The following is a 26,510-nucleotide window of genomic DNA, read 5'->3' on the forward strand; positions in this document are numbered from 1 at the left end:
TGGCTTTGCCGCCGCACACAAGATCAAAAAAACGAGCTCAAACAATTGCTTCAATCGGGGCTAAGATTTCAGTCTTCCATTTCAAGTTCTATCAGAAATACAAATTTTGTAATCCTTAGAAATATCTCCATGAGTTTCCTCTATTAAACTTGGCTTTACATTATGTAATTCTTTGAACAAATTATACTATAAAAAAATTGAAAATAAACAACCACCCGACAAAAATTTCTTCGAAATTTCGCCACCTCTCCTGAGGAGAGGAATTCATGCATTACCATTATAACTAAAAAACAATATGTAGAAAAGTCTCAACTATCGACTATTAACAAACAACTACTACCTAAATTCTGCCTAAATGTCATTATTTTTTCTTTGGCAGAATGTTTGTGAAACAACATTGTAAAAAGTTATTGAAATATGGAAAATCAGGATATCAACGAAGAAAATATCAATAATCAGGAAGAAAACATTACGCAGACTGAAGAAACGGTTGAAGAAAATGTGACAGAAATGCCTACTCCAGAAGAACTTTTGGCAGCAGAAAAAGATCGTTACATAAGACTGTATGCTGAGTTTGAAAACTATAAAAAAAGAACATCAAAGGAGAAGATGGATTTTTTCACCTACGCCAATCAGGAAATGATGGTTTCTATGTTGGGTGTTTTAGATGATTTTGAAAGAGCGCTAAAAGAAATTGCTAAAAACGGAAATGAGGCCGATCTTCAAGGTGTTGAACTGATTTACAACAAGTTTAAAAATAAACTGACCGAGAAAGGTTTAAAAATAATGGAAGTAAGAGCGGGAGACAGCTTCAACGTAGATTTCCACGAAGCAATTACACAAATTCCTGCACCTTCTGAAGACCTGAAAGGTAAAATTGTAGATGTTATCGAAACAGGATATACGCTGGGAGATAAAGTGATTCGTTTTGCAAAAGTTGTAACAGGAAACTAAAAATTTATTAATGATAAATGATGAGTGATAATTGATTGAATTTTTCACTTAGAATTTCAGATCAGTTATTATTTATCAATCATCAATTATACTATATCATGTCAAAAAGAGATTATTACGAGGTTCTTGAGGTAAGCAAATCTGCAAGTACCGACGAAATAAAGAAAGCATACCGAAAAATGGCGATCAAATATCACCCCGATAAAAATCCGGGCGATAAAGAAGCTGAAGAAAAATTTAAAGAAGCTGCAGAAGCTTACGAAGTTTTAAGCGACGACAACAAAAAAGCTCGCTACGATCAATACGGACACGCCGGCGTAGGCGGTGCAGGCGGTTTTGGCGGCGGTGGCTTCGGTGGAGGCATGAACATGGAAGATATCTTCAGCCAGTTTGGAGATATTTTTGGTGGCGGAGGTTTCGGAGGATTTGGCGGTGGCGGCGGTGGTCGTCAGCAGGTGAAAGGTTCTAATTTAAGAATCAGAATCAAGCTGAATCTTGAAGAGATGGTAAACGGAACCCAAAAAACTCTTAAAGTAAAAAAAATGAAGATGGCCGAAGGTGCCACTTCAAAAACTTGTCCTACATGTAACGGTGCCGGAGTTCAGATGAAGGTGATGAACACAATGTTCGGACAAATGCAAACACAGACCACTTGTGGAACTTGTCAGGGAATTGGTAAAGTTGCCGATAAAATTCCTGCAGGTGCCAATGCACAAGGTCTAATAAAAGATGAAGAAGAAATTACCATTAACATTCCTGCAGGTGCAAGAGACGGCATCCAATTGAATGTAAGAGGAAAAGGAAATGACGCACCATTTGGCGGTATTCCCGGAGACCTTTTGGTGATTGTGGAAGAAGAAGTAGACAATACAATCAAAAGAGAAGGTGATAATCTACATCAGGAATTGTATGTTTCTTTTGCCGAAGCTGCTTTGGGAACGAAAAAAGAGATTCCTACCGTTGGCGGAAAAGTAAAAATCACCGTTGATCCTGGAACACAATCCGGAAAAATTTTAAGATTAGCCGGAAAAGGTTTACCAAGTATCGACAGTTATGGAAAAGGTGATATGTTTATTCACATCAATGTATGGACTCCACAAAGACTTACGAAAGATCAAAAAGACTTTTTCGAGAAGCAGATGAGCAGCGGCGAAATGGTTGCCGAGCCTTCCGGGAAGGAAAAAACCTTCTTTGATAAAGTAAAAGATCTATTCAACTAAAAAAAACTTAAAAAGAGGCTTTTTAAAGTCTCTTTTATTTTTAAATTTACATCAATTTTTAATTTGATATATTCCTTAAAAAGGATATTGTAAAAAACTCCTCATGAACTACAAGCTTGAACTGCGCACACCTGATTCTCAACCTAAACTAATCTTCCATGCAATTACTTTTGATGCGTTCAAAGTAAATATTGTGGAGAGATATGGTGGAGTAAAACCAATATTATGCGATGTTTTATTCAGAGTAAGAACTCTGGATGACCAAATTATCAAAAGAAAAGACGGGCACGTAAAAATCAGAATTAAAGATGAAGAGCTTGAAACCTATCAGAGATTAATAAAAGTTTTCAAATCTTACGATTATAAGAACCGATTGATCAGCAGAAGAGATGCAGAACAGGATTTCGTACATTTTATTTTGAGAATGGTGATTATCAATTACGAAATGAATTAATATAAACTAGACAACGATGATATTTCGCTGTCTTTTTTAATTTTAATAATTTCAAACGTTTTTCTGAATCATAATATTAAAATTATTAAGATCAGTAATTTTCATTATTTCGTAAACCTTACCGAATAATTATTCAATATAATGAGAAAACTATTGATACTTTCATTATTTAGCGCAATCGTTTACGCCCAAGAAAGTCCGAGATATTTGTTTAACTATTTATATTTTGCAGATCCTTCTGTTCATGTTTTTGATGGAAAAATTTATATTTATCCTTCTCACGACATTCAGACTGATGTGAAAGATGCTGCCAATGGTGCTCATTTTAATATGAAAGATTACCATGTTCTCACTTTGAATGACGTAAACCAAAAAGCAAAAGATAATGGCATTGCTTTACAGCTTGAAGATATTCAGTGGGCAAAACAACAGCTTTGGGCGCCAGATGTTGCCAAAAAAGGAAACAAATATTACCTTTATTTTCCTGCGAAGGATAAAAATGATTTGTTTAAAATTGGCGTAGCTTCCAGCAAATCTCCGACAGGACCATTTAAAGCTGAAAAAGATCCTATTTCAGGAACATACAGCATTGATCCTACGGTTTTGAATGATAACGGTACTTATTATATTTATTTTGGAGGGTTAAAGGGCGGTCAACTTCAGGAATACAGAAACAACAAACATTCTAAAGATTATCCTGACTTGCAAAAAGGCGAAAATGCTTTATTGCCAAAAATTGCTTTGCTCAAAAGCAATATGAAAGAATTGGCTGAAGAACCGAAAGATGTTTTAATTGTCGATGAAAACGGAGATCAACTAAAATCCGGAGATCAGCAAAGACGTTTTTTTGAAGGTGTTTGGATTCATCAGTACAACAACAAATATTACCTTTCCTACTCTACCGGAGAAACTCACAAACTGGTTTATGCAATTGGAGATAACCCTTATGGCCCATTTACTTTTAAAGGAGAAATTCTGACACCCGTTGTAGGCTGGACAACCCATCACAGCATCGTTGAGATCAACAAAACATGGTATCTTTTCTATCACGATTCCAAAAATTCTGGTGGTAAAAGTTACCTTAGAAGTTTGAAAGTAAGAGAACTGAAATATGATCAAAACGGAATGATTCTGCCAATGAATGGTCAGGATTAATTTAAAGCAAATATTTCAATTTTCTGTTGAGATAAACCAAGCCAAAACTTACAGGAATTAAAATTGCTAAAAAGATCAAGATTTTAAACGACTGAATTTCTTTATAAAATTCAGATTTCATGATCAGCGGATGTACAACATATATTGCTGTAGAAAAGCTGGCTAAAACTTTCGAGGTTGTTTTTATATATATTTTCTGGCAGTATAAAAACAACAGTGGGCTCGCAAAAATCAAAGAAAATAGAATGTCTGTACTTTCGCTGCTGATATATTTATAATTAAAAAAAGCTTCGGCAATAACACCTGAAATTGATAAAATAACCAGCAAAGACGAGTTTTTGTATGTTGAAATATCAATTCGGTGCTTGTTAATTAAAAAACCAATCGTTAAAAACGGGAAGCAGACAAAAAGGAAATTACGGTAAAGCAGATAGTCATTCAAAAGTGAATCTGATTCAGTATTTAAATAATGTAGATTTCCTAAAACCTGAACGAAATAGCCGAGCAAGAATAAAAAAATCGCCAAAGTAAGCAGCCAACTTGAATTTTGGTTTCTAAGAAAATACAGAATCAATCCTGAAAAAAAAGTTCCTATTAAATACCATAAATGATGGTATCCGAAGATAATGGTCAACCAAATCTGCTCGTTATCTTTCCAATAAGAAACGTAAATCAGCATCCAGATTGCATACAGCAGAAACGTCCTAAAAAGCCATTTTTTAAGTTTTTTTGCGCTGTCGATATGGAAAAAATAAAATCCTGTGATGACTAAGAAAACAGGGACTGCAATTCTAAAAAGTCCGTTTACTAAAATATAACTCAAAACAGGATACGTCTCTTTCAGAAAATTCATGTGCAGAAACACAACAAAAAATGCCAGTATTATTTTTAAAACATCAATTGATAAATTTCTACCCATAATTAATTAGAACCAAACCTTTTGAAGATCCATAATTTTGCAAAAGTAAATATTTAAAATTGATTAATAAGGCAAATTATTCCTCTGTTCATTCTCAAAAACACGATAAAAATTAATTTATTTTAATTAGATATATTTGAAAAGATTTTATTTTTAATAATATGAATTTTAAATATAAAGCATTACTCGTTTTCAGTACAATTTTTATAATTTTCACACACGCTCAACAGCTTAAAAACGGAAATTACACAGAAAAAATTGATGGCATAAATATCAATTACACTATTAAAGGAAATGGTCCGGTAATGTTTGTGGGACATCCTAATTCAGGAAAAATTGGGTATGAATTAACATTACAGCCATTGGAGAAACAATTTACAATGGTATATTATGATTCACGCGGAACCGGAAAATCTGCTTTACCAAAGAAAGTAGAAGATTATAGTCTTGAGAAAAGTGTTGTAGAAGTTGAGGAATTAAGAAAAAAACTCAACATCGATAAGATTTGGTTCTTTGCACATTCCGATCAAAGCGCAGTGGCCATGCTTTACGGTTTGCAACATCCAAATCATGTTGAAGGAATGATCTTGGCCGGAACTTCTTTAGTTGCATCCCCGGAAGAAGTCTACAACAGAAAAAAAGAATCCGAAAACAAAAGATTAAAAGAATCTGAATGGTTTTCACAAGTCGTAAAAGACTGGGATTATATGTACACGCATAAAACCGAAAAAGCTCCGGACGGAAGAGATTTATCTGAATCTCCTTTGAAATGGTGGTGTTATGATGAAGAATCTTCAGAAAAAGTAATTCCGATTATAAAAGAAATTTCAAAAGCTGGTAGAAGAAAACCAGTTAACGGTCAATTACCGAAGATTGAAAAAGAATTAAAGTATTATTATACTCAACAGAAAAAATTCTCAGATATCAAAACAAGAACTTTAATTCTCAACGGTATAGCGGACACCAATAATTTACCTGAATTTGCAGAACAGCTTCATCAAACATTACCCAATTCTAAATTGGTATTAATAGAGAAAGCAGGTCATTTTCCCTGGGTAGAAGATGCAACTCAAAGTTTCGCAGAAATCGAAAAATGGCTTGAGGAAACTAAACATTAAATAAAATTAAAAATCCTGCTCAAAAAATATTGAAGCAGGATTTTGTCTTAAGATCTAACAATTATTTCTTAGTCGCTAATGCATAAATTTTCTTTCCACCAGTAATTAAAAACAAGGCAATTAATCCTCCAACGATACCAAATAATACTTGTTTTAGTGTCTCATGCCATGTCGGGAGTGAATGATGAAGATAATCAATATTGTGATCAAAAATTCCACCTGCTACCAAAATCAACGCAATAGTTCCGATAATTCCCAAAGCTTTTATCACAAAAGGAAGTGCTTTCACGAGAAGGTGTCCCAATTTACCAAAAAAACCTTTATCGTTACTTTTTTTAATTAATTTGAAACCTGCATCATCCATTCTAACGATTAATGCTACAATTCCGTAAACACCTACCGTTGCAATAATGGAAACCACAGAAACAGTAACTATTTCTACAAGGAAAGGATTAAACTGAGATTTAAGCGCTATATAGCCATCTTTGGCTGCAGCTAATGCAATAATAACGATCTCAAGAGACAAAATAAAATCAGTGGTAACTGCAGATTTTACTTTAGCTTTTTCTACCGCCTCACCGTCTTGTTCAACTTCCTGTGCTTCTTCGATTACTTCATGTCCTTTTTTATCTCTGTGAAATAAAAATTCAACAATTTTTTCGACACCTTCGTAAGCCAGATAAAATCCACCAATGATTAAGATAATTTTAATTGCAGGTGAATACAGCCACTCCAGAAGGAAGACAAAAGGAACAATAATCAGCTTATTGACAAATGAGCCTTTCATAATCTTCATCAATACAGGGATTTCTCTTGAAGAAAGAAAACCTGTGGCTTTTTCTGCGTTTACCGCCAGATCGTCGCCCAAGATACCTGCTGTTTTTTGGGTTGCAATTTTACTTGTTACAGCAACATCATCCATCAAAGCAGCGATATCATCTAAAATCGCAAAAAAACCAGACGCCATAGTATTTTAATATTTTTTTAATAAGTGTTAAGTCTTACAAAAATATAGATTTTAATTGGTTTCAAAGAACTTTTAAATCTCATTTATCCGAATAATTGTTCACAGTAAATTTAAACAGTCAGATTATATTATTGATTTTGACGTTGTTTTTCTTACGAGGTTTCTACGTCATCGCTTCGTCATGTCTCCGTCTCAATTATTATTTAAAATTTAGGGTAAAAAAATTAAACAGATATAAAAAATCATCTGTATTGATAATCAATAAAATCAAATTCTCCTTACCTTTACTCTATGAAAAAGCTGATTCTCAATTACCATTTTTTTGTTTTAGGATTGATTGGTTTGGTATTAAATTCATGCACTAATTCTAAGTTTAAAGTTTGGATGGGAAAAGACAGTCAGAAAATCTACAATCTTAATTATGGTGAACACAAACGCCAGAAAATGGACGTCTTTCTTCCCGCAGATTATCCGCAAAATTCTCCAGTTATTTTAATTGTTCACGGTGGCGCTTGGAAGTATGGAAGAAAGGAACACATGATACAAATTCAGAAGATGCTTTTTGAAAATAATATTCCGAGTATTAATATGAATTACCGCTTGGTTTCAAAACATTTCACGTACAAAGATCAGTTGGAAGACATCAATTCTGTGATCGAAAAATTCAATGCACTTTCAGAAAAAGCAGAACTTCTTCCGAATAATTATATCATATTGGGTGAAAGTGCGGGCGGACATTTAGCATTGCTTTACGGCTATCAAAATCCTGATAAAATTAAGAAGATTATTTCACTCAGTGGGCCGACAGATTTTTATTCGCAAGAATATTTGCAGTCATTTTATTCAAAATATACCTCGGGAACAGTGCAGAAAATGGTAGGAAGTAAATTTGACCGAAAAAATTTATCTGAAGATTTCCAAAAAGCTAGTCCGATAGCGAATGTAACGAATGTTCCGACGCTTTTATTTCAGGGAAATCAGGATTTTTTGGTGAATCAGAAACAAGGTTTAGCTTTAAACTCAGCATTAACGAAAATGAATATTCCGCATAAATTGGTGTTTATGGATAAAACAGGTCATGCTCCAAGATTTTTCAACAAGAAAAAAAGAGACAGCATTATTTACCCCAATATTCTGGAATGGATTAGGAATTAAAATTTAATTCTTTTTTTAAGCATTTAAGCCTTCCTTTTTGATACTTGACAAAAATATTTAACCGCAAAAGAATCAAAAGAAATGATTAGAAAAGTAGAAATTCAAAAGTTGACAAAATATGAAAAACCTGAGTTGTCAATTGTTTTGCAAACTTCTGATTAGCTTAGTAAAATCTTTTGATTCTTTTGCGGTTAAAATAAAATATAACGTACCAAAATCGTATATAATTTTTTCTTTTTCTCTCGCTGATTATGCAGATTTCGTAGATAATTTTGCTAAAAACCTGCCCAATTTATAGTCTTTACACTAAAAAATTATAGTACGTTTTTTAGAAGCAAAAAAATAACCCGCAAAACTGCAGGTTATTTTCTATATTTTAAATTGATTATTTTTCTTTGTCAATCAAATCATCCAAAACTTCATCTTCCAGTTTCGGGTTTCCTTTTGGCGCTCCAAACATAAATTTCAGAACCACAGGAACAGTTGTAATTAAAACAATTACAATAATGATAAATTCTAGTTTTTCTTTCAGATTGATTCCGAATTGATCAAGGAATAATTTGTCTAAGTAATGTCCAGCAAAAATTAAACTGAAAGACCAAAGAACACCTCCGATAATATTATCACGAAGGAAAGATTTTTTATCCATCTTCACAATTCCGGCAACGATGGGCATAAAAGTTCTTACTACAGGTAAAAATCTAGCCATAATAATTGCTAAAGCTCCGTTTTTTTCAAAAAAATCATGTGCCTGATAAAGGTATTTTTTCTTGAAAAGCATCGTATCTTTTTTCTTGTATAAAGCCGGACCGGTTTTGCTTCCGAACCAATACCCTACCTGATTACCTACAATCGCAGCAAAAGCTACAGCACTTGCCAAAATTGTGGTATCTAAAAAGTCACTTCCCGTAGAACCGAATGTTTGAGAAATAATGTCTACCGCATAAATTCCGGACACAAATAGCAGTGAATCTCCCGGAAGGAAAAACCCTACAAACAATCCTGTTTCGGCAAATATTATAAATAATATAACCCAAAACCCACCCATGTTTATATAAAACTCGGGGTTTAATAAATCTCTCCAGCTATTGAATTCTTCCATATGTAATGATGATGAACAAAAATAAGCTTAATAAAATTATGCTGAAAATATATTAGCATATTTTAACAAAAATGTAAACATGATTTTTTATAGATCAAAATCATCGTCTGAAACTGCAGTTCCGTCAGCCATCAGAAACGCTTTAAGGAAAGGCGTAAGATTTCCGTTCATCACGGCATCTACATCTGATGTCTCATGACCAGACCGCACATCCTTTACCAGTTTGTAAGGGTGCATCACATAATTTCGGATTTGACTTCCCCACTCTATTTTCATTTTATTGGCTTCAATTTCGGTACGGGCTTTCAGACGTTCCTCCAATTCCATTTCATATAATCTGGATTTCAAAAGCTGCATCGCCTTTTCTTTATTCTGAAGCTGAGAACGAGATTCTGAGTTTTCAATGATAATTCCTGTTGGTGCGTGACGAAGACGAACAGCCGTTTCTACCTTGTTTACGTTTTGTCCACCCGCTCCCGAACTTCGCATCGTTTCAAATGAAATGTCTGCCGGATTGATGTTGATTTCAATCGTATCATCTACCAAAGGATAAACATACACCGAAACAAAGCTGGTATGACGTTTTGCATTAGAATCAAAAGGAGAAATCCTTACCAGTCTGTGAACGCCATTTTCACCTTTAAGATAACCAAAGGCATATTCGCCGTCGATTTCCAAGGTTACAGTTTTCACACCGGCAACTTCACCTTCCTGGAAGTTCAGTTCTTTTATTTTATAGCCCTGTTTTTCAGCCCACATATTATACATCCTCATCAACATTGCAGCCCAGTCACAACTTTCTGTTCCACCTGCTCCTGCCGTTATTTGAAGTACTGCCGAAAGCTCGTCACCTTCGTTAGAAAGCATATTTTTAAACTCCAGATTCTCTATTTTCTCTAATAATTGAGGAAAAGCTTCATCCAATTCTTTTTCAGAATCAGCATCTTCTTTCGCAAACTCCAGTAAAACCTGAAGATCCTCAAACTGAGTATTGATTTCTTCGTACTCTTCTACCCATTTTTTCTTGGAACGAAGCTGCTTCAGAAAAACCTCAGCTGTTTTAGGATTATCCCAAAATTCCGGAGCTGCTGTTTTTTCGTCATCATTAGAAATCTCTATCTTCTTTTTATCGATCTGAAGATATTTATGAAGGTCTTCAATTCTGGATTGAATTTCTTTTATCTGGTCGTTATTAATCAAAACTAAAAAATTTGAATAGCAAATTTACGGATAAAATCATGAGTTTTGGTATTGCTCGTAAGTATTACTAAAACTAAATCGTTACAACACTTACGTTAAACTTTATCTTCGTCATTATGCATAAAACCGATTTCTCTTCTCGGAGTTTCTACAGACTGATACGTTTCCAGCTCAGATTTTAGCGCATGAATTCTCATTTGAAAATCATCAAGGTTATTGATAATGACATCATTTAAAAACTGAGCAATTTGGTTAAGGTATTCTTCAGTTAATTTTGCTGCTGCATCTCGCAAAGCACCATTCAGAAGGGTTTCATCAATTTTCAACTTTTCGTCTTTCGTTCTTTGGTAGCGGTTTTTAATCCTCTTTTTTAAACTTTGAGTAAAATCAATCAGCATGGTATTACTGAAAACCTTCATTTTCTTAACAGTTTCGCTCCAGAAAGGAATTTTATCTGCTTTGTTGTTTTTCAGAATTTTGAAAAGCAGAGAATCTTTATCCAGATTTTTGGTCATTGAATACAAAATGATCTCTGATCTTTCGGCAGCATTGGGAGGAAAAACAGGAATAACAACATCAAATCTTCCGGGTGCCAGAATTTCTTCGTCAATGTCTGCAACGGAATTGGCAGAACCGACCATCAATACTCCTTCACTTTCAAATTTTGAAACGTGATGCAGAATAATCTCCTGGGTTTCGAGATTGCACGAAGCCACATTATTTTCAGCATTCCTTTCCATCATAATTTCATCAAAATCATCCAAAAAAAGCAACACTTTATCTTCCTTCATCATCGTCACCAAAAAATCATTGAAATTGGTTTGATTTCCGTCAATGAATGAGGTGCCGAGATAATGTTTTTTAACTTCTTTAAACTTATAATTAATGATTTCGGCAATTTTATTGGCCCAAAATATCTTTCCGCTTCCGGGAGGTCCGTACAAAATAATTCCTGCAGGTTTATGAATTCCCCAGTCTTTGGTTTGCTGAGGATTTAAAAACGGCTCCAAAATATCTGAAATATAAAAGAAAAGATCTCTATAACCGATGAAATCTCTTTGCTGAAGCTTGGTTTTATTTCCAAAATAATTATAAACGAATTTGTAATTTCCACCTAACTTTTGATCAATCCCATAACTTGAAATCGAAGATCTAAACAATCCGTTATCAAAAATATTTGAAGGATTTTCTTCAATGGCTTTTTCAATTTTATCTTTAGGTTGATTGATAGTTTCTGCAATTTGGTCGACGGTTTTATTTTTGTCTAAATCTGTTTCATATAGTTTTAAAAAATCTACATTTTCACGGGCAAATTTTTCAAAATCTTCTTTTACTTCAAACTGGGTCGAAATACAATCAACCAGGTCAAGATCAAAATCCTGAATAAACTGCTTGATGGACTCTGCGGAAACATTTAATTCTTTTGCAAGTTCAATTAACTTCATACAAACATCTTTTAAATCAAATTTAATGAAAAAAATTGGTTGTTGGTTGTTAGTTATTTGTTGTTAGCTAAAAGTATTCATAATTCATATTTCATAATTCATAATTCATAACTAAAAAGTTCACTTCGCTTGTAACATTTCACAAAAAAGAGAAACTTATAGTACATACAATATACTACATGGAAAAAATTTTATCAGTAAAGAATCTGACGAAAAAATTCAAGAGAGTCGTAGTCAACAATATTTCTTTTGATGTAGAAAGAGGTAATGTTTACGGTCTTTTAGGTCCCAACGGAAGCGGAAAATCTACTACCTTCGGGATGCTTCTTTCAACAATCAATCCTACAAGCGGCGACTGGTTTTGGTTTGGGCAAAAAGGAACAACTCCCGAAACGCTTAAAAAAATCGGAGCTATTATCGAGCAACCCAACTTCTATCCTTATCTAAGTGCAGAAACCAACCTGAAAATTGTTGCGGAAATCAAAGGAACTCCTTTTGCGAGAATTGATGAAGTTTTAGATACCGTTAAACTTTTAGAAAGAAAAAAAGATACATTCAAAACCTTTTCTTTAGGGATGAAGCAACGTTTGGCAATTGCTTCGGCTTTACTCAACAATCCTGAAGTTTTGATCTTAGATGAACCGACCAACGGCTTAGATCCTGAAGGAATTATTCAGATCAGAGAAATTATCGGAGCTATTGCAAAACAAGGTATTACCATCATTATTGCAAGTCACCTTTTAGATGAAATCGAAAAGATCTGCAGTCATGTAATTGTTTTAAAAGAAGGAAACGCCATTTATTCCGGACGAGTAGATGAGATAACCAGTAACCAAGGCTTTTTCGAATTAAAAGCTGATAATAATTCTGCACTTTTGAGTGCTTTGGAAGAACTTCAGTGGTTTACCTCAGTTTCGGCAGAAGGTGAACTTATTAAAGCACAGGTGCGTGATGATGCATCGATTTCTGCATCAACATTAAACCAGAAACTTGCAGAAAAAGGTATTTTCCTGTCACATTTGGCTAAGAAAAAACAATCGCTTGAAAATCAATTCCTTGAACTTGTAAAAAACACTAATTAATCATGATGAAATTATTAAAATTAGAATATTATAAAAATCTGAATTATACACCGTTCAAGGTTTTTACCATTCTTTACTTTGCTATTTTGGTGATCTTTCTTTGCATCGGTTTGATTGATCTTAAACTTTTTGGTGACACCATCAATTTGAAAGAACAAGGGATGTATAACTTTCCTGAAATATGGAATTTTACGACCTGGACTGTCGCTTTACTTAAAATATTTTTAGGGCTAATTATCGTCTTTTCGATCTGTCAGGAATTCAGCAACAGAATGTTTAAGCAGAATACGATTGATGGGTTGAGCAGAGAAGAATTTATTGGTTCAAAATTATTGACGATCACTATTTTTACTTTAATTTCAACAATTATTGTATTTGCTATTACTTTGTTTTTAGGCTTACAGTACTCAACCTCCACAGAATCATCATTGGTTTACAAGGAGATGTTTTTTATTGGAAATTACTTTTTAAAGCTGTTTGCATTCTTTTGTTTCTTAATGTTTTTATCAATTCTACTAAGAAAATCTGTTTTTGTTTTCCTTGCATTCTTTGTAATTTGGGTAGGAGAATCTATTATCGGAGGAATCGAATCTTATTCAAAATTAGCAGGCCTAAAAGCGGCTCAAAGAAATGAAGTATTGCAAAATGACTTTTTCTTCAGCAAAATTTTCCCTCTGGAAAGTATGTCCAATTTAATTCCTAACCCGATGTTGAGGCTAAATATGGCAAAAGCACTTGGTTTAAAATATGAGTTTACTTACCCGACAGAAAGCCTTATTGCTTGCCTGATTTGGTGTGTTTTATTTATTTTCGGGTCTTATTTGATTCTGAAAAAGAGAGACTGGTAAAATTTATTTACATATTATTCAAAATTAAAAGTGATTCGTTTGAATCACTTTTTTTATTTTACTTAATTATTTCATCGGGCTTTACCCGATGCTTTGATAAATCGTCCTTTTAGAACCTCAAAATATTTAATCTAACATTCTGATGCCTTAAAATAAAAAAGCCCCGAAATCGAAATTCCGAGGCTATATTTATTAATGAACAACAATTACTCATTGCCCATTACTTATCATTTATTAACCAAGATATGGGTATTTATAATCTTTAGGAGAAACAAAAGTTTCTTTAATAGATCTTACAGACGTCCATCTTAGCAAGTTCATTTTAGAACCCGCTTTATCATTTGTTCCTGAAGCTCTACCTCCACCGAAAGGCTGCTGACCCACAACTGCGCCGGTTGGTTTATCATTGATGTAGAAGTTTCCTGAAGCATTTTCTAACGCTTTGAAAGCCTCGTTTACAGCGTAACGATCTTGTGCAAACACAGAACCCGTCAATGAATAAGGAGAAGAAGAATCAACTACTTTTAAAGTTTCTGCCCAGTCTTTATCTTCGTAAACAAAAACAGATAAGATCGGTCCGAAAATCTCTTCAACCATACTTTCGTATTGAGGATCTGTAGTTTCTATAACTGTTGGATATACAAACCAGCCTTTAGAATCATCAGTTTTACCACCAATTACTACATTGGCAACGCTTGAAATTCCTGCTCTGTCGATATAACCTTTACATTTTTCGAATGAATTTTTATCGATTACCGCATTCACAAAGTTTGAAGGATCTTCAGGAGAACCTACTTTAATTGAAGCGATCTGAGTTTCCATTACTTTTTTCACATCAGCCCAAAGAGATTGAGGAATATAAGCTCTTGAAGCCGCAGAACATTTTTGTCCCTGATATTCGAAAGAACCTCTTACCAAAGCCGTTGCAACAGCTTCTACGTTTGCTGAAGGGTGAGCGATCACGAAATCTTTTCCACCCGTTTCCCCAACGATTCTTGGATATGTTCTGTAGTTATGAATATTGTCACCGATCATTTTCCACATTCCCTGGAAAACTTTTGTAGATCCTGTAAAGTGAAGTCCTGCAAAATCTCTGTGCGTCAGAACTTTATCAGCAGTTTCTTTTCCGTCTGTAAAAATCATGTTGATAACTCCTGCGGGAAGACCCGCTTCGATCAAAACATCCATAATTACTTTTGCAGAATAGATTTGCTTGTCAGAAGGCTTCCAAACCACTACGTTTCCAAGCATTGCCATACAAGTCGGCAAGTTTCCTGAAATTGCTGTAAAGTTGAAAGGCGTTACTGCAAAACAGAATCCTTCCAGTGGTCTGTACTCTACTCTGTTCCAGATTCCTGCGTCAGAAACCGGCTGCTCAGAATACATTTCTGTCATAAATTCTACGTTGAATCTTAAGAAATCGATGAATTCACAGGCTGCATCAATTTCAGTCTGATGAACATTTTTAGACTGCCCGATCATTGTCGCTGCATTAATAACGTCTCTGTAAGGTCCTGCCAAAAGATCAGCTGCTTTTAAGAAAATCGCTGCACGGTGCTCCCATCCTAGCTCATTCCACTGTTTTTTTGCGGCTAAAGCAGAGTTGATTGCATCATCTACATGCTGCATCGTTCCTTTATGATAAAAACCGAAATCGTGTGCGTGATCCTGCGGAGACTGAAGCTGAACAGTATCGCCTGTTTTCACTTCTTTACCATTGATGATCATTGGGATTTCTATCTTTTCTGCCCACATTTTTTTGTAAGTTGCAAGAAGAGATTTTACTTCTGCTGATCCCGGTACATAAGAAGTTACCGGCTCATTTACTGCAAATGGTACTTGCGAAATTGCTTTTGACATATGAGTTGTATTGTTTAATTTTTGCTTTTTACAAATTTACAACATTTAAAATTTATTTTGAATAATTGTCAAAGGTGAATTTTTCTTTGCAAGTGAAGAGTGGATTTTAAATGATTTAAGCTTAAATTTTAGCAAAAGAAATAGACAAGGAAGAGCGGATTGCTCTTTCACAATTCACTTTCTCACATCTTTTCGTTCTCCAGAATTTTTAAAACTAATTTTTCCTCGTGAGTTAAGCCAGCTTTTCCGTCATTTTCTTCGATAACTTCTAGCTCATCAAGGTATTTTTTGATGGTATTATTTTCGTATAAATTAATTACTAGTGGGTGCACATAGTATTTCCGGCACACTGTATTTGTATTTCCAAGATGCTCAGCAACAATATCTAATGCAGCTTTCACTTTCTTTTTATATTGAGAATTATTTTCGGCATAGCCTATTTCTTTAAATGCAATTAAGGCATTTACCGTTCCCGACCAGGTTCTGAAATCTTTGGCTGTAAAATCCTCACCGCTGATTTCTTTAATATACTCATTTACCATCCCAGAATCTACAGAATGCCTTTTTCCGTCGTCATCAATATACTGAAACAGCTCCTTCCCGGGAATTTCTTTGCATTTCATAATTAATTTTGCCAATCTTTTGCTTTTAAGATTGACATTATGCATTACCCCTTTTTTACCTTTAAATGAAAAATTGATTTTCTGCCCCTCTACCTTTACATGTTTTCCCTTCAATGTAGTCAATCCGAAAGAACCATAAAGCTTTTCGTAAATACTATTACCAATTCTGATATTGGTACGCTGCATTAAACTGACAATCAAAGCCATAATTTTTCGCTTTTCAAAATTTCTTAAAGCAAGATCTTTTTCAAGTTGCAGTCGAATTTCGGGTAAAGCATAGCCAAACTGCAGCATTCTGTAAAATTTGGTCTGATTTCGCAAAGCACTCCAAAGTGCATGATATCTGTATTGCTTTCTTTTTCTTGCATCAAATCCTGTAGCCTGAAGATGACCATTATCTAAAGCGCATATCCAGACATTCTCCCAAGCCGGAGGAATGACTAAACTATTAATACGCGTAATCTCTTCTTTATCTTTAATTTTTTCACCATCTTTAAAGTAAAGGTATTTTTTGCCTCTTTTTCTACGAATAATTCCGGCAGTTTCTGCATCTGTGGTGTAAATAAGATTCACCGCCTTTGCAGAAGCTACCGGATCTTTCATAATTTTTACAATCTTCGATGGCTTAAGATGAGAAATAATATCTAAGTCTGATTGTTCCATAAAAGTTGGTTAAGAGTTTCTACCCCGCGAAAAAAGCCATAACAGAAGTGCAACGACTCCGACAACCAGAATTATCCCCCACCACATTCCTGCTTTAAAGATTGTTTCTACTGCCTCGCAGCTTGTAAGAAGCATCAAGCTAAAAATAGCCATGCTGTATAAAGTCCACTTTTTCATAGTAATATAATTTAGGTTAGTTATTTTAAATCCGATGGTGATCTGCTCGCCATTTTTTAATTGACTTTTTGATCTGATCACCTGACATTTTTTCGTTTAAAGCTTTATATAAAAGTTCTTTAAATTCTTCATCATAAGCAAATCTTAAAGCAGCGATCTGTTCGAAATTCAATTTCTCTTCCACTTCATCTGATCTTGTGTTGAACAGTTCAAAATATCTTCGCTTAAATTCAAGTCTCACGATGCGGTTTTGTAGTCCCAATGCATAATGTTGACGGACCATTATTGCTAAATAGAGAATTAGAAATATAAGAACTGAAAACAGCACCCACACAAGTTGATTCACTGAGTCATTAAATATTTTATAAATTCCAAAAATTTCAGCTATCAACAACAATGGCAAATAAATGAAATGATGCGGCGGATAAAATTTTCTGTGGTTATTATAGTTTTGCGTTCCCATGTTGCCGATACTGCAATAATCTTTCCAAAAAGTTAATTTTTTTATGATTTGAGTTTGATGTGGTACCTGAATACTGTTGTTTTTCCCGTAACTCATTAAAAACATTCATTAAATATGATTTTAAAATTATAGTCAACAATCAAGAATATTTTTGATTAAAACACTTCAAAACTGCATTTTTTTGTAACTTCACGTCTTTAAAATTGATAGAAAAATGACTTCAAAGGAAAAAGTAGCTGCGCTTCGTGAAGAAATGCAGAAAAATAATGTTGATGCATTTATAGTATATTCTGCAGATCCTCACATGAGCGAATATTTGCCTGAAGAATGGCAGGAAAGAGCCTGGCTTTCGGGTTTTCTTGGTTCCGCAGGTTTTGTGGTAATTACTAAAGATAAAGCCGGACTTTGGACGGACGGAAGATATTTCACGCAAGCTCCAATCGAATTAGCAGGCTCAGGAATAGATCTTTTCAAAGACGGAATGGAAGGAACGCCCAATTATATTGATTGGATTATCTCTGAAATTCCTGCAAACGGAAAAGTGGCAGTTAATGCATTGGCAACTTCACATTCAAACTGGGAACTTTTACACCAGAAACTGAACGCCAAAAATTTAACCCTGGTTGATTCTCCTTTATTAAAAACAGTCTGGAAAGAAAGAGGAACTCCTTCAAAAAACCCGATTTTTGTGCATCCATTAGACAGAGCAGGAAAATCTGTGACAGATAAAATCTCTGCAATTCGTCAAAAAATGGAAGAACAGGAAGTTACCGTTCATGTGATCTCGAGTCTTGATGATGTTGCCTGGACATTAAACTTAAGAGGAAGCGACGTAGAAAGCAATCCTGTTTTTTTAGGATATATTTTGATTACTAAAAATGATGCAATTCTGTTTACCGACCTTGAAAAAATGGAGGTTGAAGCCAGAAAACAAATGGATGAATCATTCGTAAAAATGATGCCTTACGAAGAATTCAATAATCATTTAAGAACTATCAAAAACGAAAAAGTTTTAGTTTCACCAAACAGCAACCAATCTATTTTTGAAGCTTTAAAAATTGACAATAAATTTGTAAAAGCTGCTGTTCCCGGAAATATTATGAAGGCTCAGAAAAATGAAACTGAGCTTGAAGGTTTCAGAAAAGTAATGGTAAGAGATGGTGTTGCGATGGTAAAATTCCTTTACTGGTTGACGCATAATGCCGGAAAAGAAACCATGAACGAATATTCTATTGGTAAAAAGCTGAGAGAATTCCGTGCTGCAGGAGAAAATTTTGTGGGTGAAAGTTTCGGAAGTATCGTTGGGTACAAAGACAACGGTGCCATGATGCACTATTCTGCAAAAACCGAAGGCAGTAAGGAAGTAACCAATGACGCAAGTATTTTGGTTGATTCGGGAGGTCAATATTTAGAAGGAACAACAGATATTACAAGAACTTTAGCTTTAGGAGCAGTTTCTGAAGAATTTAAAATCAATTCTACTTTAGTTTTACAGGGAATGATCCGTTTATCGATGGCTAAATTTCCAAAAGGAACAAGAGGAGTTCAGCTTGATGCGATTGCAAGACTTCCTTTGTGGATGAAGGGAAAAGACTACAATCACGGAACAGGCCACGGAGTTGGAAGCTTTATGAATGTACATGAAGGTCCGCAAAATATCAGAAAAGATATGAATCCGCAGGAACTTTTGGTTGGAATGGTTGTTTCAAACGAACCTGGATATTATGTGGAGGGAGAATACGGAATCCGTCATGAAAATCTTATTGCCGTAAAAGAATCAGAAACCACAGGATCCGGGACTTTTTATGAGTTTGAAACTTTAACGTTCTGCCCGTTCTTTAAAGATACCATCGTAAAAGAAATTCTTTCTGAGGAAGAAATCACTTGGCTGAATACTTATCATAAAACATGTGAAGAAAAACTGGCTCCTCATTTGGAAGGGGAAGTAAAAGATTGGTTTTTATCACTTGTAAGCCCAATTTAAGGTTATTAATAATATTTTAATTGTTAATTGTTAATTGTTAATATAAGATTTAATATTTTTTAATTAATATAAATAGTCATCCTGCAACAGATTTTGCAGGATGATTTTGTTTTATACAACCGTATTTTTACGGTTTTTTTTATGAGGTATATCCTGAAAAACAATTAATTCTTATCCTCTATTTTTGTGCAGGCAAAAGGAAAGCAAAACCAATCACATTTATATATAAAAACTAATATCCTTTAACGTCATCTCTATTTAATAGGGATGATGTTTTATTTTACTGCAAAATATTTAAGTAATTTTGTTACGACTAAAAACAAATTTATTTACAAAATGATTCAGCAGTTTTTTCAAAATTTTAATCTGTTTTCAAAAAATGAAATAGAGCATCTTTCGACTCTTTTTAGTGAAATAAAATTATCAAAAAATGATTTTTTTGTAAAAGAAGGTGAGAAATGTAAAGAAATTGCTTTTATACAATCAGGAATATTCAGATCTTTTTATACTTCAGATGAGGGAAAAGACAATACGTATTGTTTTAGATTCCCCAATGATTTGATGGCTTCTTATTCTTCATTTATTTCAGACAAACCAAGCATAGAAAACATGCAGGCCATTTCAGATGCTACTCTATTGGTTATTAAGAAAGAAAAAATTCAGGAACTTGCCTCTGAAAATCCGAAATGGAGCGAATTTCTCAGAATGATTGCCGAACAGGAATATCTAGAACTTGAAAAACGTTTTTTCCAGCTTCAACGGGACACCGCCGCACAGAGATATGATTTTTTAATTGAAAATCAGCCGAATTATATTCAGCAAATTCCCTTGCAACATTTAGCTTCTTATCTAGGCATTACCCAAAGACATCTGAGCCGCATCAGGAAAGAAATTTCTTTTTAGACATTTGTCCTATTCATTGATATGCATCATGTATAGTTTTGTACCAAAGAATAAAGGTATTCAAATACAGTACATCATGAAAAAAATTGCACTAATCAACGGACACCCAAATCATGAATCGTTCAATTTCGTTTTAGCTGAAGCTTATAAAAAGGGAGCCGAAAATTCAGGAGCTGAAATAAAAGAAATTATTATCCGAGATCTTGATTTTAATCCTAATCTACAGTTTGGCTACCAAAAAAGAATGGATTTGGAACCTGATCTACTGAAAGCATGGGAAATTATACAATGGGCAGATCATCTGGTTTGGGTACATCCGGTTTGGTGGGGCGGACTTCCTGCCATTACAAAAGGTTTTATCGACCGTCTTTTTCTTCCCGGTTTAGCATTTAAATATCGTGAAAATTCGGTTTGGTGGGATAAATTTCTAAAAGGCAAAACTGCACATATCATCACAACAATAGATCAACCTGGTTGGTACTACAGAATATTTTATGGAAGACCAAGTATCAATCAGCTCAAAAAATCTACCTTAGAATTTTGCGGTGTAAAGCCTGTAAAAGTTACTTATATAGGAATTATTAAAAACTCAAAAGAAGAGCAACGTCAAAAGTGGATTGAAAAAGTGTATTCTTTAGGCCAGAAACTTAAATAATTGAGGTAAAAAATCTGTTTTCAGATTAGCATTAAAAATTTTCATATAAAACCGTAAATTTGCAAAATGAATCATGACACTATCTGCGCACTTGCCACAGCCAATGGAATCGGAGCCATCGGAATTATCAGAATTTCGGGTGATGATGCAATTCCTGTTTCAGCTAAAATTTTTGACGGTAAAAACCTTGAAAAAGCACAATCGCACACTGTTCATTACGGTTTTATAAAAGATGGTGATGAGGTAATTGACGAAGTGATGATCTCTGTTTTTAAAGCTCCAAAAACTTTTACCGCCGAAGATTCTGTAGAAATTTCATTTCACGGATCACCCCATATTGCTAAAAAAATTCTTGAAGTTCTGATTAAAAACGGAGCAAGAATGGCGAAAGCTGGTGAATTTACCATGCGTGCTTTCATGAACGGAAGAATTGATCTAAGTCAGGCTGAATCGATTGCCGATTTGATTGCGTCAGAAAATGAGGCATCAAGAAAAGTAGCATTAAACCAGCTAAAAGGAGGAATTACTAACGAAATTTCGTTTTTAAGAACCGATTTATTAAATTTTGTTTCTTTAATTGAATTGGAACTCGATTTTGCTGAAGAAGACGTTGAATTTGCAGATAGAACCGCATTGAATCAATTACTTGATAAAATAGAAGCCAAGTTAAATTCTCTTATTGAAAGTTTCCAATACGGAAATGCTATAAAAAACGGAACCGCCGTTGCCATCATCGGAAAACCAAATGCAGGGAAATCAACGCTTCTGAACGCTTTATTAAAAGAAGAAAGAGCAATTGTGAGCAATATTGCGGGAACAACAAGAGATACCATTGAAGAAATTCTTCACATAAAAGGTCATGCATTCAGATTAATTGACACAGCCGGTCTCCGTGAAACCGTCGATGAAATCGAAGCAATCGGTGTAAAAAAAGCAAAAGAGAAAGTAGAAAATGCCAATATTCTGGTTTACCTCGCCGATGCTGCCACAGAAAATTTTTCTGAAGACATCGAAATGATAAAATCTTTACAAAGAGATGATTTAAAACTCATCATCTGCGCCACGAAAATAGATGAAGTTTCTCCTGCCCAATATGAACTGGTGGAAAATATTTTCAGAAAAGAAATTTCGCAAGATTTCGATTTCATCACCATTTCGGCTGTTGAAAATCAAAATATGCAAGATTTAAAAAATGAATTATCATCTTATGTAGAGCAGCTAAAATCGGAAGAAAGTAATGTGGTAATCACTAACCAACGACACTTTGAAGCCTTAGGGAAATCCTTAGACGCCGTAAACAAAGTAAAGGAAGCCATTACTTTCCAAATTTCAACAGAACTTTTAGCTTACGAACTAAGAAATGCTTTGGAGCATCTTGGTGAAATTTCCGGCGAAGTAACGAATGATGAGGTTTTGGGAAATATTTTTTCTAAGTTTTGTATCGGAAAGTAGGGAACTAAAACTTCTAAATATTTTAATAAAAAAGTCTTTTAACAGTTAACTGTTTCAAAAGACAATGCAAAATTGACGGAAGATTTTATTTTAATTTTACTGTTTTTGAAGCTAATTTCCCATGAAAAAATTTAATATTATTTTTGTAATTATATTTAATATTTTCTAATTCCTTTTTGTCTATTAAGTTAGTATCTATATCCATTTTTATTTTCAGATGATATCTCTTTTTATCGTCTAAAATAGGATATGTTTTGCCTCCTTTTATATTTGTAGAATCAATAAATGGAAGAGTAAAAATAACTGAACTTTGTGGAGATATTACTCTATGGATACGTTTCTTCGCCAATGTACTGTATTTTTCCATCTCTTTTATATCCTGTGGATTAAACGAACCATTTTCATTTAATATATATAAAGGATCTGAAGAAACTTCAACTTTAGCAGCTATATTTTCAGCACTCACTTCAGCAATTATAGTATTTTTACTCTTTGAATTATAATCAAGTTTAGGATTTTCAAAATAAAACAAATAGTGTTCATTTGTATTATTGTAAAGCTCGAACCGAACAGAATCATTTGTTGAAATCGAAGTATTTAAAATTTTAATTTCAAAATTATCTTTTTTGCAAGAGCAAAGGATGGTTGCCAGTATAATAAGTAATATATTTCTCATAATTCGTTTTAAATGTTCCTTTTTACCAAAAGAAACCATATACTTTTGAGTTTGTTTTTTTAATAAATCAACAAATCAACAACAACCGATATTCCCCATCATTTTCTATCGGAGCCCGATGAACACAAGGCAAAACCTTTTGCGAAGGATGATCTACCGCCAAACGCAAAAGATGTCCTATGCCTAAATTTGTTGGACTTGCACCAGGTCTGGCCTCATAATGAAGGTCGAAAAAGTTTTCTTTTAGAAAGTCTTCAAATTCTTCTTCCGAACCGTCGTGCAATTGTTTAAGCTTTGCTCTGATTTCCGGAATTAATATTTTTTGTTTAGCCTCATCATTAGGTATAATATCGCTTGAAGCACCATAATAAGTGCATAAAAAAGTATCGATGCCAACTGGCGAGCGATCTACATGAAAAGAATATACATCTGTCGAAATGAAATCGAATTCCTCATCTCGTTCGTAATTTTTGAGTAAATTGAGTGAAGGCAATGCTCCAAAATCACTTAATAATTTTAGGTCATTTAAGATAATTTCTCTTGCTAAAATACCATTTTCTGATAATTCCAAAGTCAATAGATCTTCAGTAGAAACTTCTGTAATGTTTTCTTTTAATTGCAGTTTAGAAACAATTTCTTCAAAATCTCCATTTAAGTTTCGGTTCCAACAAATTGCATTCATAACTCCATGAAAGCTTGTATCTACCAGTTCGGAAAAAGAAGAAACTACTCCAATTTGATGGTTTTCAGAAGATGTATTGTGCATATATTAAATAATTGTCTGGTCGTTTAACTTTATGCAAAAATAATGAAACAACGTAAGACAAATATGAGATTCTAAACTTATTTTAGAACAAAAAAAGCCGTCTCTCAGAGACAGCTTTCGTTTGATTTTGATCGAAATAATTATTTTTTAATAATCTTTTTTACAGTAATTGTTTTATTTCCAGCTGACATAGCTTTTAAAATATAGATACCTTTTGAGAGATGAGATAAATTTAAATCTTTCTTATCTGACACGTACACTATTTTACCAGACATATCATATACAGATACATTGCTTAGTTTTTCAGTAGTATTGATATGAATGTCATTAGTAAACGGATTTGGATACAAATCTACACCCGTTTTATTTCTAATTTCAGCAGTAGCCAAAGAGCTTACAACATTTAAAATTCTTGCAATTCTATTTTTTCCGTTGCCTTTGTAATTGGTAAACACCCCGCCTATTAATACATTATTATTTGGGTCTAAAACCATTTTATTGATATTGTTATTTGTACCGCTACCAACATCAAATGTTGTATCCAGCGTAGCATCTGCATTCAGCCTCATGATTTTATTAGACAATGTAGTCCCGTATTTGGTAAAGGCGCCTGCTATAATAACTTTATTGTCTGGTTGTACAACAAGGGTTTGCACAGAAGCGTCAATATTTGTTCCCGGAGCGAATGTAGTATCCAGACTTCCGTTAGAATTTAACCTTGCAACTCTTGCATTGGCAATCCCGTTAAATGTTGAGAAATTTCCTCCAATCAATATTTTTCCATCCTGCTGAACTGCTACTGTATATATGGGTAAATTAGTTCCCGTTCCTCCGGTGCTGAAAGATGTATCTATTGTTCCGTCGGTATTCAGTCTGAAAATCCTGCCTGTAGTTCCATTGAAAGAGGTAAATAAGCCTGTGATAATCATTTTCCCGTCTGCAAGAAGAATAATAGAAGAAATAGAACCGGAATTAGCGCCTGTTCCGACTGAAAAAGTAGCATCTATTGTACCATCGGTATTCAGTCTAGCGAGTCTGTTAATTGCTGTTCCGTTATAATTGGTAAAGCTGCCTCCTACAATAATCTTTCCGTCATTTTGTACGGCAACTGCGGTAACAGAATTATTGAAACTTGTTCCTAAAGTAAGGTCGTTACTATGAGATCCATCAGCATTTATTCTTACCAGATTAGTTATATCATTTCCATTATATTTTGTAAAAGTACCTCCCGCAATAATTTTACCGTTGTTTTGTAAAGCTACGGCAGAAACGGTTCCGTTTGCACCTGTCCCGTTCATATTAAATGATGTATCTAATGTTCCGTCGGTATTGAGTCTTGCTATTTTATTCTTTACCGTTCCATTATAACTTGTAAATTCGCCGCCTATAATCATTTTATTATCGGGTTGAAAAACAATGGAGCTCACATTGCCATCTGCACCTGTACCTAAATTATAGTTGGTGTCTGGCGCTCCGTCTGCGAGAATATGAGCACAGTAGTTTTTTACCAAACCATTATACACATTAAATGAACCTGTAATAAAGATTGTACCGTCTAAATTGTCTATAATATTAGTTACAGAAGAATTTGCACCTGAATTTCCTGCATTATAAGTGGTATCAAGATTACCGTCTGCATCTAACTTTACCAATCTACCCACGGGCACTCCGGCGTAAGAAGTAAAGTTTCCTCCTACAAAAAGGTTATTTCCTATCGTTTTTATAGCATACACACCTGTATTTGCAGCATTATTAAAATTGAAAGTACCATCTAAAGTACCATCACTATTCAGCCTACAAATGTTTTTGAGGGTACTATTGCCATTGTAAAACCCAAAAGTTCCACCAACGAGAAGTTTACCTGTACTTAAGAGTACAATTTCAGAAACCGTATTGTTAAAGCCTTGTGATGTTCCACTTCCGATAATAAAAGAAGTGTCTACGGTGCCGTCACTATTTAATCTTGCAATTCTATTTACTGTAGTACCATTAATTGAAGTGAAGCTCCCTCCAACATAAATCTTCTGATTTGCAGCATCATACTCCATTTTATTGATTGATGCGCTTGAATTTCCCACTCCCGGACTTGAGACAAATGTTGCATCTAAAGAGCCATCAGCATTAAGCCTTGCAATTTTAACCGCAGTAATATTATTATAAGCACTGAAGCTACCACCTATCAATATTTTTCCGGTAGGTAAAATCACAATATTATCAACTAAACTATTGCCGCTTGGTCCTGCTCCTACACCTGAAAATGTACTGTCTAAAGTTCCGTCCGAATTTAGTCTTATGATTCTGTTAACTGTAACTCCGTTGTAGCTGGTAAAGCTTCCGCCAATGATTATTTTACCATCAGGCTGCTCAGCGGCTGAATATACATAAGCATTTGCTCCTGTTCCGCTGTTAAAGGTTGCATCAATGCTTCCATCGGTATTAATTCTTACTATTCTTCCTAAAATACCATCATTGTATGAAGTGAAATTACCCACCAGCAATAGCTTACCGCTAGATAATTTTAGAGACTTCGAAATATTTCCGTTGGCACCATCACCAGCACCATTACCCGAATCTGCAGTATTAAATGTTGCATCTATATTACCAGCCTGCGAAAAGTAGAAATTGCAGGTTAACAGTAGAAATAAAAGTATGTATTTTCTCATCGTTTA

24 protein-coding genes are annotated in these 26,510 nt (G+C 34.2%); 12 read left to right on the top strand and 12 right to left on the bottom strand.

Annotation, left to right across the window (positions count from 1 at the left end; genetic code table 11):
* The first annotated feature begins 417 nt into the window (after window positions 1-417).
* From OH814_RS16590 to OH814_RS16605, 4 genes are all read left to right on the top strand, one after another.
* A complete protein-coding gene (locus tag OH814_RS16590; RefSeq protein ID WP_279196708.1) occupies window positions 418-954 on the top strand; it encodes a nucleotide exchange factor GrpE in 537 nt (178 codons plus the stop codon).
* Between the two features lie 98 nt (window positions 955-1,052).
* Window positions 1,053-2,174 carry a molecular chaperone DnaJ gene (gene dnaJ, locus OH814_RS16595; RefSeq protein WP_076561699.1) on the top strand — a complete coding sequence of 374 codons (1,122 nt, stop codon included), beginning with the start codon at window positions 1,053-1,055 and terminating at the stop codon, window positions 2,172-2,174.
* Window positions 2,175-2,277: 103 nt separating this feature from the next.
* On the top strand, window positions 2,278-2,628 hold the full coding sequence (locus OH814_RS16600; RefSeq protein WP_076561698.1) for a prevent-host-death protein: 351 nt from the start codon (window positions 2,278-2,280) through the stop codon (window positions 2,626-2,628).
* Between the two features lie 141 nt (window positions 2,629-2,769).
* A complete protein-coding gene (locus OH814_RS16605; RefSeq protein WP_308828926.1) occupies window positions 2,770-3,783 on the top strand; it encodes a glycoside hydrolase family 43 protein in 1,014 nt (337 codons plus the stop codon).
* 1 nt (window position 3,784) lies between these two features.
* Here the strand turns inward: OH814_RS16605 and OH814_RS16610 are convergent, their stop codons facing one another.
* Window positions 3,785-4,702: an acyltransferase family protein gene (locus tag OH814_RS16610; RefSeq protein ID WP_308828927.1), complete on the bottom strand. Its 918-nt coding sequence runs from the start codon at window positions 4,700-4,702 to the stop codon at window positions 3,785-3,787.
* Window positions 4,703-4,863: 161 nt separating this feature from the next.
* On the opposite strand from OH814_RS16610, the gene OH814_RS16615 reads away from it, so the two are divergent.
* Entirely contained in the window at window positions 4,864-5,820 is a 957-nt protein-coding gene (locus OH814_RS16615; RefSeq protein ID WP_308828928.1) for an alpha/beta hydrolase, read from the top strand.
* A 61-nt stretch (window positions 5,821-5,881) separates the two neighbouring features.
* Here the strand turns inward: OH814_RS16615 and OH814_RS16620 are convergent, their stop codons facing one another.
* Complete coding sequence (locus OH814_RS16620; RefSeq protein ID WP_076561693.1) at window positions 5,882-6,787, bottom strand: DUF808 family protein; 906 nt, start codon at window positions 6,785-6,787, stop codon at window positions 5,882-5,884.
* A gap of 291 nt (window positions 6,788-7,078) precedes the next feature.
* Between OH814_RS16620 and OH814_RS16625 the strand changes: the two genes are divergently transcribed.
* Window positions 7,079-7,942, top strand: a complete 864-nt coding sequence (locus tag OH814_RS16625; protein WP_308828929.1) for an alpha/beta hydrolase — start codon at window positions 7,079-7,081, stop codon at window positions 7,940-7,942.
* Between the two features lie 385 nt (window positions 7,943-8,327).
* Here OH814_RS16625 and OH814_RS16630 read toward each other — a convergent pair whose 3' ends face one another.
* From OH814_RS16630 to OH814_RS16640, 3 genes are all read right to left on the bottom strand, one after another.
* Entirely contained in the window at window positions 8,328-9,044 is a 717-nt protein-coding gene (locus OH814_RS16630; RefSeq protein WP_115619716.1) for a DedA family protein, read from the bottom strand.
* Window positions 9,045-9,131: 87 nt separating this feature from the next.
* On the bottom strand, window positions 9,132-10,244 hold the full coding sequence (gene prfB / locus OH814_RS16635; RefSeq protein ID WP_076561689.1) for a peptide chain release factor 2: 1,113 nt from the start codon (window positions 10,242-10,244) through the stop codon (window positions 9,132-9,134).
* Window positions 10,245-10,339: 95 nt separating this feature from the next.
* Window positions 10,340-11,689, bottom strand: a complete 1,350-nt coding sequence (locus tag OH814_RS16640) for an AAA family ATPase (protein ID WP_201134950.1) — start codon at window positions 11,687-11,689, stop codon at window positions 10,340-10,342.
* 179 nt (window positions 11,690-11,868) lie between these two features.
* Here OH814_RS16640 and OH814_RS16645 point away from each other — a divergent pair, with 179 nt between their 5' ends.
* Window positions 11,869-12,771, top strand: coding sequence for an ABC transporter ATP-binding protein (locus tag OH814_RS16645; protein WP_123885620.1), 903 nt, complete (start codon window positions 11,869-11,871; stop codon window positions 12,769-12,771).
* A gap of 2 nt (window positions 12,772-12,773) precedes the next feature.
* On the top strand, window positions 12,774-13,619 hold the full coding sequence (locus OH814_RS16650; protein ID WP_076561686.1) for an ABC transporter permease: 846 nt from the start codon (window positions 12,774-12,776) through the stop codon (window positions 13,617-13,619).
* A gap of 234 nt (window positions 13,620-13,853) precedes the next feature.
* Here the strand turns inward: OH814_RS16650 and pruA are convergent, their stop codons facing one another.
* The 4 genes from pruA to OH814_RS16670 all read right to left on the bottom strand — a co-directional run bounded on the left by pruA (window position 13,854) and on the right by OH814_RS16670 (window position 17,510).
* A complete protein-coding gene (gene pruA / locus OH814_RS16655; RefSeq protein WP_308828930.1) occupies window positions 13,854-15,479 on the bottom strand; it encodes an L-glutamate gamma-semialdehyde dehydrogenase in 1,626 nt (541 codons plus the stop codon).
* A 182-nt stretch (window positions 15,480-15,661) separates the two neighbouring features.
* The gene (locus tag OH814_RS16660) at window positions 15,662-16,765 is read right to left on the bottom strand and encodes a DNA topoisomerase IB (RefSeq protein WP_308828931.1); all 1,104 of its coding nucleotides are present in this window, start codon (window positions 16,763-16,765) and stop codon (window positions 15,662-15,664) included.
* 9 nt (window positions 16,766-16,774) lie between these two features.
* Complete coding sequence (locus OH814_RS16665; RefSeq protein WP_076561683.1) at window positions 16,775-16,942, bottom strand: phosphatidate cytidylyltransferase; 168 nt, start codon at window positions 16,940-16,942, stop codon at window positions 16,775-16,777.
* 25 nt (window positions 16,943-16,967) lie between these two features.
* Window positions 16,968-17,510 (bottom strand): DUF6526 family protein, encoded by a 543-nt coding sequence (locus OH814_RS16670; RefSeq protein ID WP_308828932.1) that lies wholly within the window; start codon window positions 17,508-17,510, stop codon window positions 16,968-16,970.
* Window positions 17,511-17,619: 109 nt separating this feature from the next.
* On the opposite strand from OH814_RS16670, the gene OH814_RS16675 reads away from it, so the two are divergent.
* The 4 genes from OH814_RS16675 (at window position 17,620) to mnmE (ending at window position 22,399) form a co-directional block, all read left to right on the top strand.
* Window positions 17,620-19,389 carry an aminopeptidase P family protein gene (locus OH814_RS16675; RefSeq protein ID WP_308828933.1) on the top strand — a complete coding sequence of 590 codons (1,770 nt, stop codon included), beginning with the start codon at window positions 17,620-17,622 and terminating at the stop codon, window positions 19,387-19,389.
* Between the two features lie 336 nt (window positions 19,390-19,725).
* Window positions 19,726-20,292: a Crp/Fnr family transcriptional regulator gene (locus tag OH814_RS16680; RefSeq protein ID WP_308828934.1), complete on the top strand. Its 567-nt coding sequence runs from the start codon at window positions 19,726-19,728 to the stop codon at window positions 20,290-20,292.
* Between the two features lie 76 nt (window positions 20,293-20,368).
* Window positions 20,369-20,947: an NAD(P)H-dependent oxidoreductase gene (locus tag OH814_RS16685; protein WP_308828935.1), complete on the top strand. Its 579-nt coding sequence runs from the start codon at window positions 20,369-20,371 to the stop codon at window positions 20,945-20,947.
* A 66-nt stretch (window positions 20,948-21,013) separates the two neighbouring features.
* Window positions 21,014-22,399: a tRNA uridine-5-carboxymethylaminomethyl(34) synthesis GTPase MnmE gene (gene mnmE / locus OH814_RS16690; protein ID WP_079464843.1), complete on the top strand. Its 1,386-nt coding sequence runs from the start codon at window positions 21,014-21,016 to the stop codon at window positions 22,397-22,399.
* 85 nt (window positions 22,400-22,484) lie between these two features.
* Here mnmE and OH814_RS16695 read toward each other — a convergent pair whose 3' ends face one another.
* The 3 genes from OH814_RS16695 to OH814_RS16705 form a co-directional block, all read right to left on the bottom strand.
* Window positions 22,485-23,075: a hypothetical protein gene (locus OH814_RS16695; RefSeq protein WP_308828936.1), complete on the bottom strand. Its 591-nt coding sequence runs from the start codon at window positions 23,073-23,075 to the stop codon at window positions 22,485-22,487.
* A 67-nt stretch (window positions 23,076-23,142) separates the two neighbouring features.
* Window positions 23,143-23,841, bottom strand: coding sequence for a DUF1826 domain-containing protein (locus OH814_RS16700; protein WP_308828937.1), 699 nt, complete (start codon window positions 23,839-23,841; stop codon window positions 23,143-23,145).
* 140 nt (window positions 23,842-23,981) lie between these two features.
* A complete protein-coding gene (locus OH814_RS16705) occupies window positions 23,982-26,504 on the bottom strand; it encodes a T9SS type A sorting domain-containing protein (protein ID WP_308828938.1) in 2,523 nt (840 codons plus the stop codon).
* Window positions 26,505-26,510 lie beyond the last annotated feature (6 nt).

The sequence above is a fragment of the Chryseobacterium sp. CFS15 genome (genome assembly GCF_031118795.1).
Taxonomy (GTDB): domain Bacteria; phylum Bacteroidota; class Bacteroidia; order Flavobacteriales; family Weeksellaceae; genus Chryseobacterium; species Chryseobacterium indoltheticum.

Coding starts and splice junctions, on each gene's coding strand:
- OH814_RS16665 (WP_076561683.1), bottom strand. CDS start 16,942: ATGAAAAAGTGGACTTTATACAGCATGGCTATTTTTAGCTTGATGCTT.
- OH814_RS16685 (WP_308828935.1), top strand. CDS start 20,369: ATGAAAAAAATTGCACTAATCAACGGACACCCAAATCATGAATCGTTC.
- OH814_RS16680 (WP_308828934.1), top strand. CDS start 19,726: ATGATTCAGCAGTTTTTTCAAAATTTTAATCTGTTTTCAAAAAATGAA.
- OH814_RS16675 (WP_308828933.1), top strand. CDS start 17,620: ATGACTTCAAAGGAAAAAGTAGCTGCGCTTCGTGAAGAAATGCAGAAA.
- OH814_RS16705 (WP_308828938.1), bottom strand. CDS start 26,504: ATGAGAAAATACATACTTTTATTTCTACTGTTAACCTGCAATTTCTAC.
- OH814_RS16645 (WP_123885620.1), top strand. CDS start 11,869: ATGGAAAAAATTTTATCAGTAAAGAATCTGACGAAAAAATTCAAGAGA.
- OH814_RS16670 (WP_308828932.1), bottom strand. CDS start 17,510: ATGTTTTTAATGAGTTACGGGAAAAACAACAGTATTCAGGTACCACAT.
- OH814_RS16625 (WP_308828929.1), top strand. CDS start 7,079: ATGAAAAAGCTGATTCTCAATTACCATTTTTTTGTTTTAGGATTGATT.
- OH814_RS16640 (WP_201134950.1), bottom strand. CDS start 11,689: ATGAAGTTAATTGAACTTGCAAAAGAATTAAATGTTTCCGCAGAGTCC.
- OH814_RS16700 (WP_308828937.1), bottom strand. CDS start 23,841: ATGCACAATACATCTTCTGAAAACCATCAAATTGGAGTAGTTTCTTCT.
- OH814_RS16600 (WP_076561698.1), top strand. CDS start 2,278: ATGAACTACAAGCTTGAACTGCGCACACCTGATTCTCAACCTAAACTA.
- mnmE (WP_079464843.1), top strand. CDS start 21,014: ATGAATCATGACACTATCTGCGCACTTGCCACAGCCAATGGAATCGGA.
- OH814_RS16605 (WP_308828926.1), top strand. CDS start 2,770: ATGAGAAAACTATTGATACTTTCATTATTTAGCGCAATCGTTTACGCC.
- OH814_RS16660 (WP_308828931.1), bottom strand. CDS start 16,765: ATGGAACAATCAGACTTAGATATTATTTCTCATCTTAAGCCATCGAAG.
- OH814_RS16615 (WP_308828928.1), top strand. CDS start 4,864: ATGAATTTTAAATATAAAGCATTACTCGTTTTCAGTACAATTTTTATA.
- OH814_RS16695 (WP_308828936.1), bottom strand. CDS start 23,075: ATGAGAAATATATTACTTATTATACTGGCAACCATCCTTTGCTCTTGC.
- OH814_RS16630 (WP_115619716.1), bottom strand. CDS start 9,044: ATGGAAGAATTCAATAGCTGGAGAGATTTATTAAACCCCGAGTTTTAT.
- pruA (WP_308828930.1), bottom strand. CDS start 15,479: ATGTCAAAAGCAATTTCGCAAGTACCATTTGCAGTAAATGAGCCGGTA.
- OH814_RS16650 (WP_076561686.1), top strand. CDS start 12,774: ATGATGAAATTATTAAAATTAGAATATTATAAAAATCTGAATTATACA.
- OH814_RS16610 (WP_308828927.1), bottom strand. CDS start 4,702: ATGGGTAGAAATTTATCAATTGATGTTTTAAAAATAATACTGGCATTT.
- dnaJ (WP_076561699.1), top strand. CDS start 1,053: ATGTCAAAAAGAGATTATTACGAGGTTCTTGAGGTAAGCAAATCTGCA.
- OH814_RS16590 (WP_279196708.1), top strand. CDS start 418: ATGGAAAATCAGGATATCAACGAAGAAAATATCAATAATCAGGAAGAA.
- OH814_RS16620 (WP_076561693.1), bottom strand. CDS start 6,787: ATGGCGTCTGGTTTTTTTGCGATTTTAGATGATATCGCTGCTTTGATG.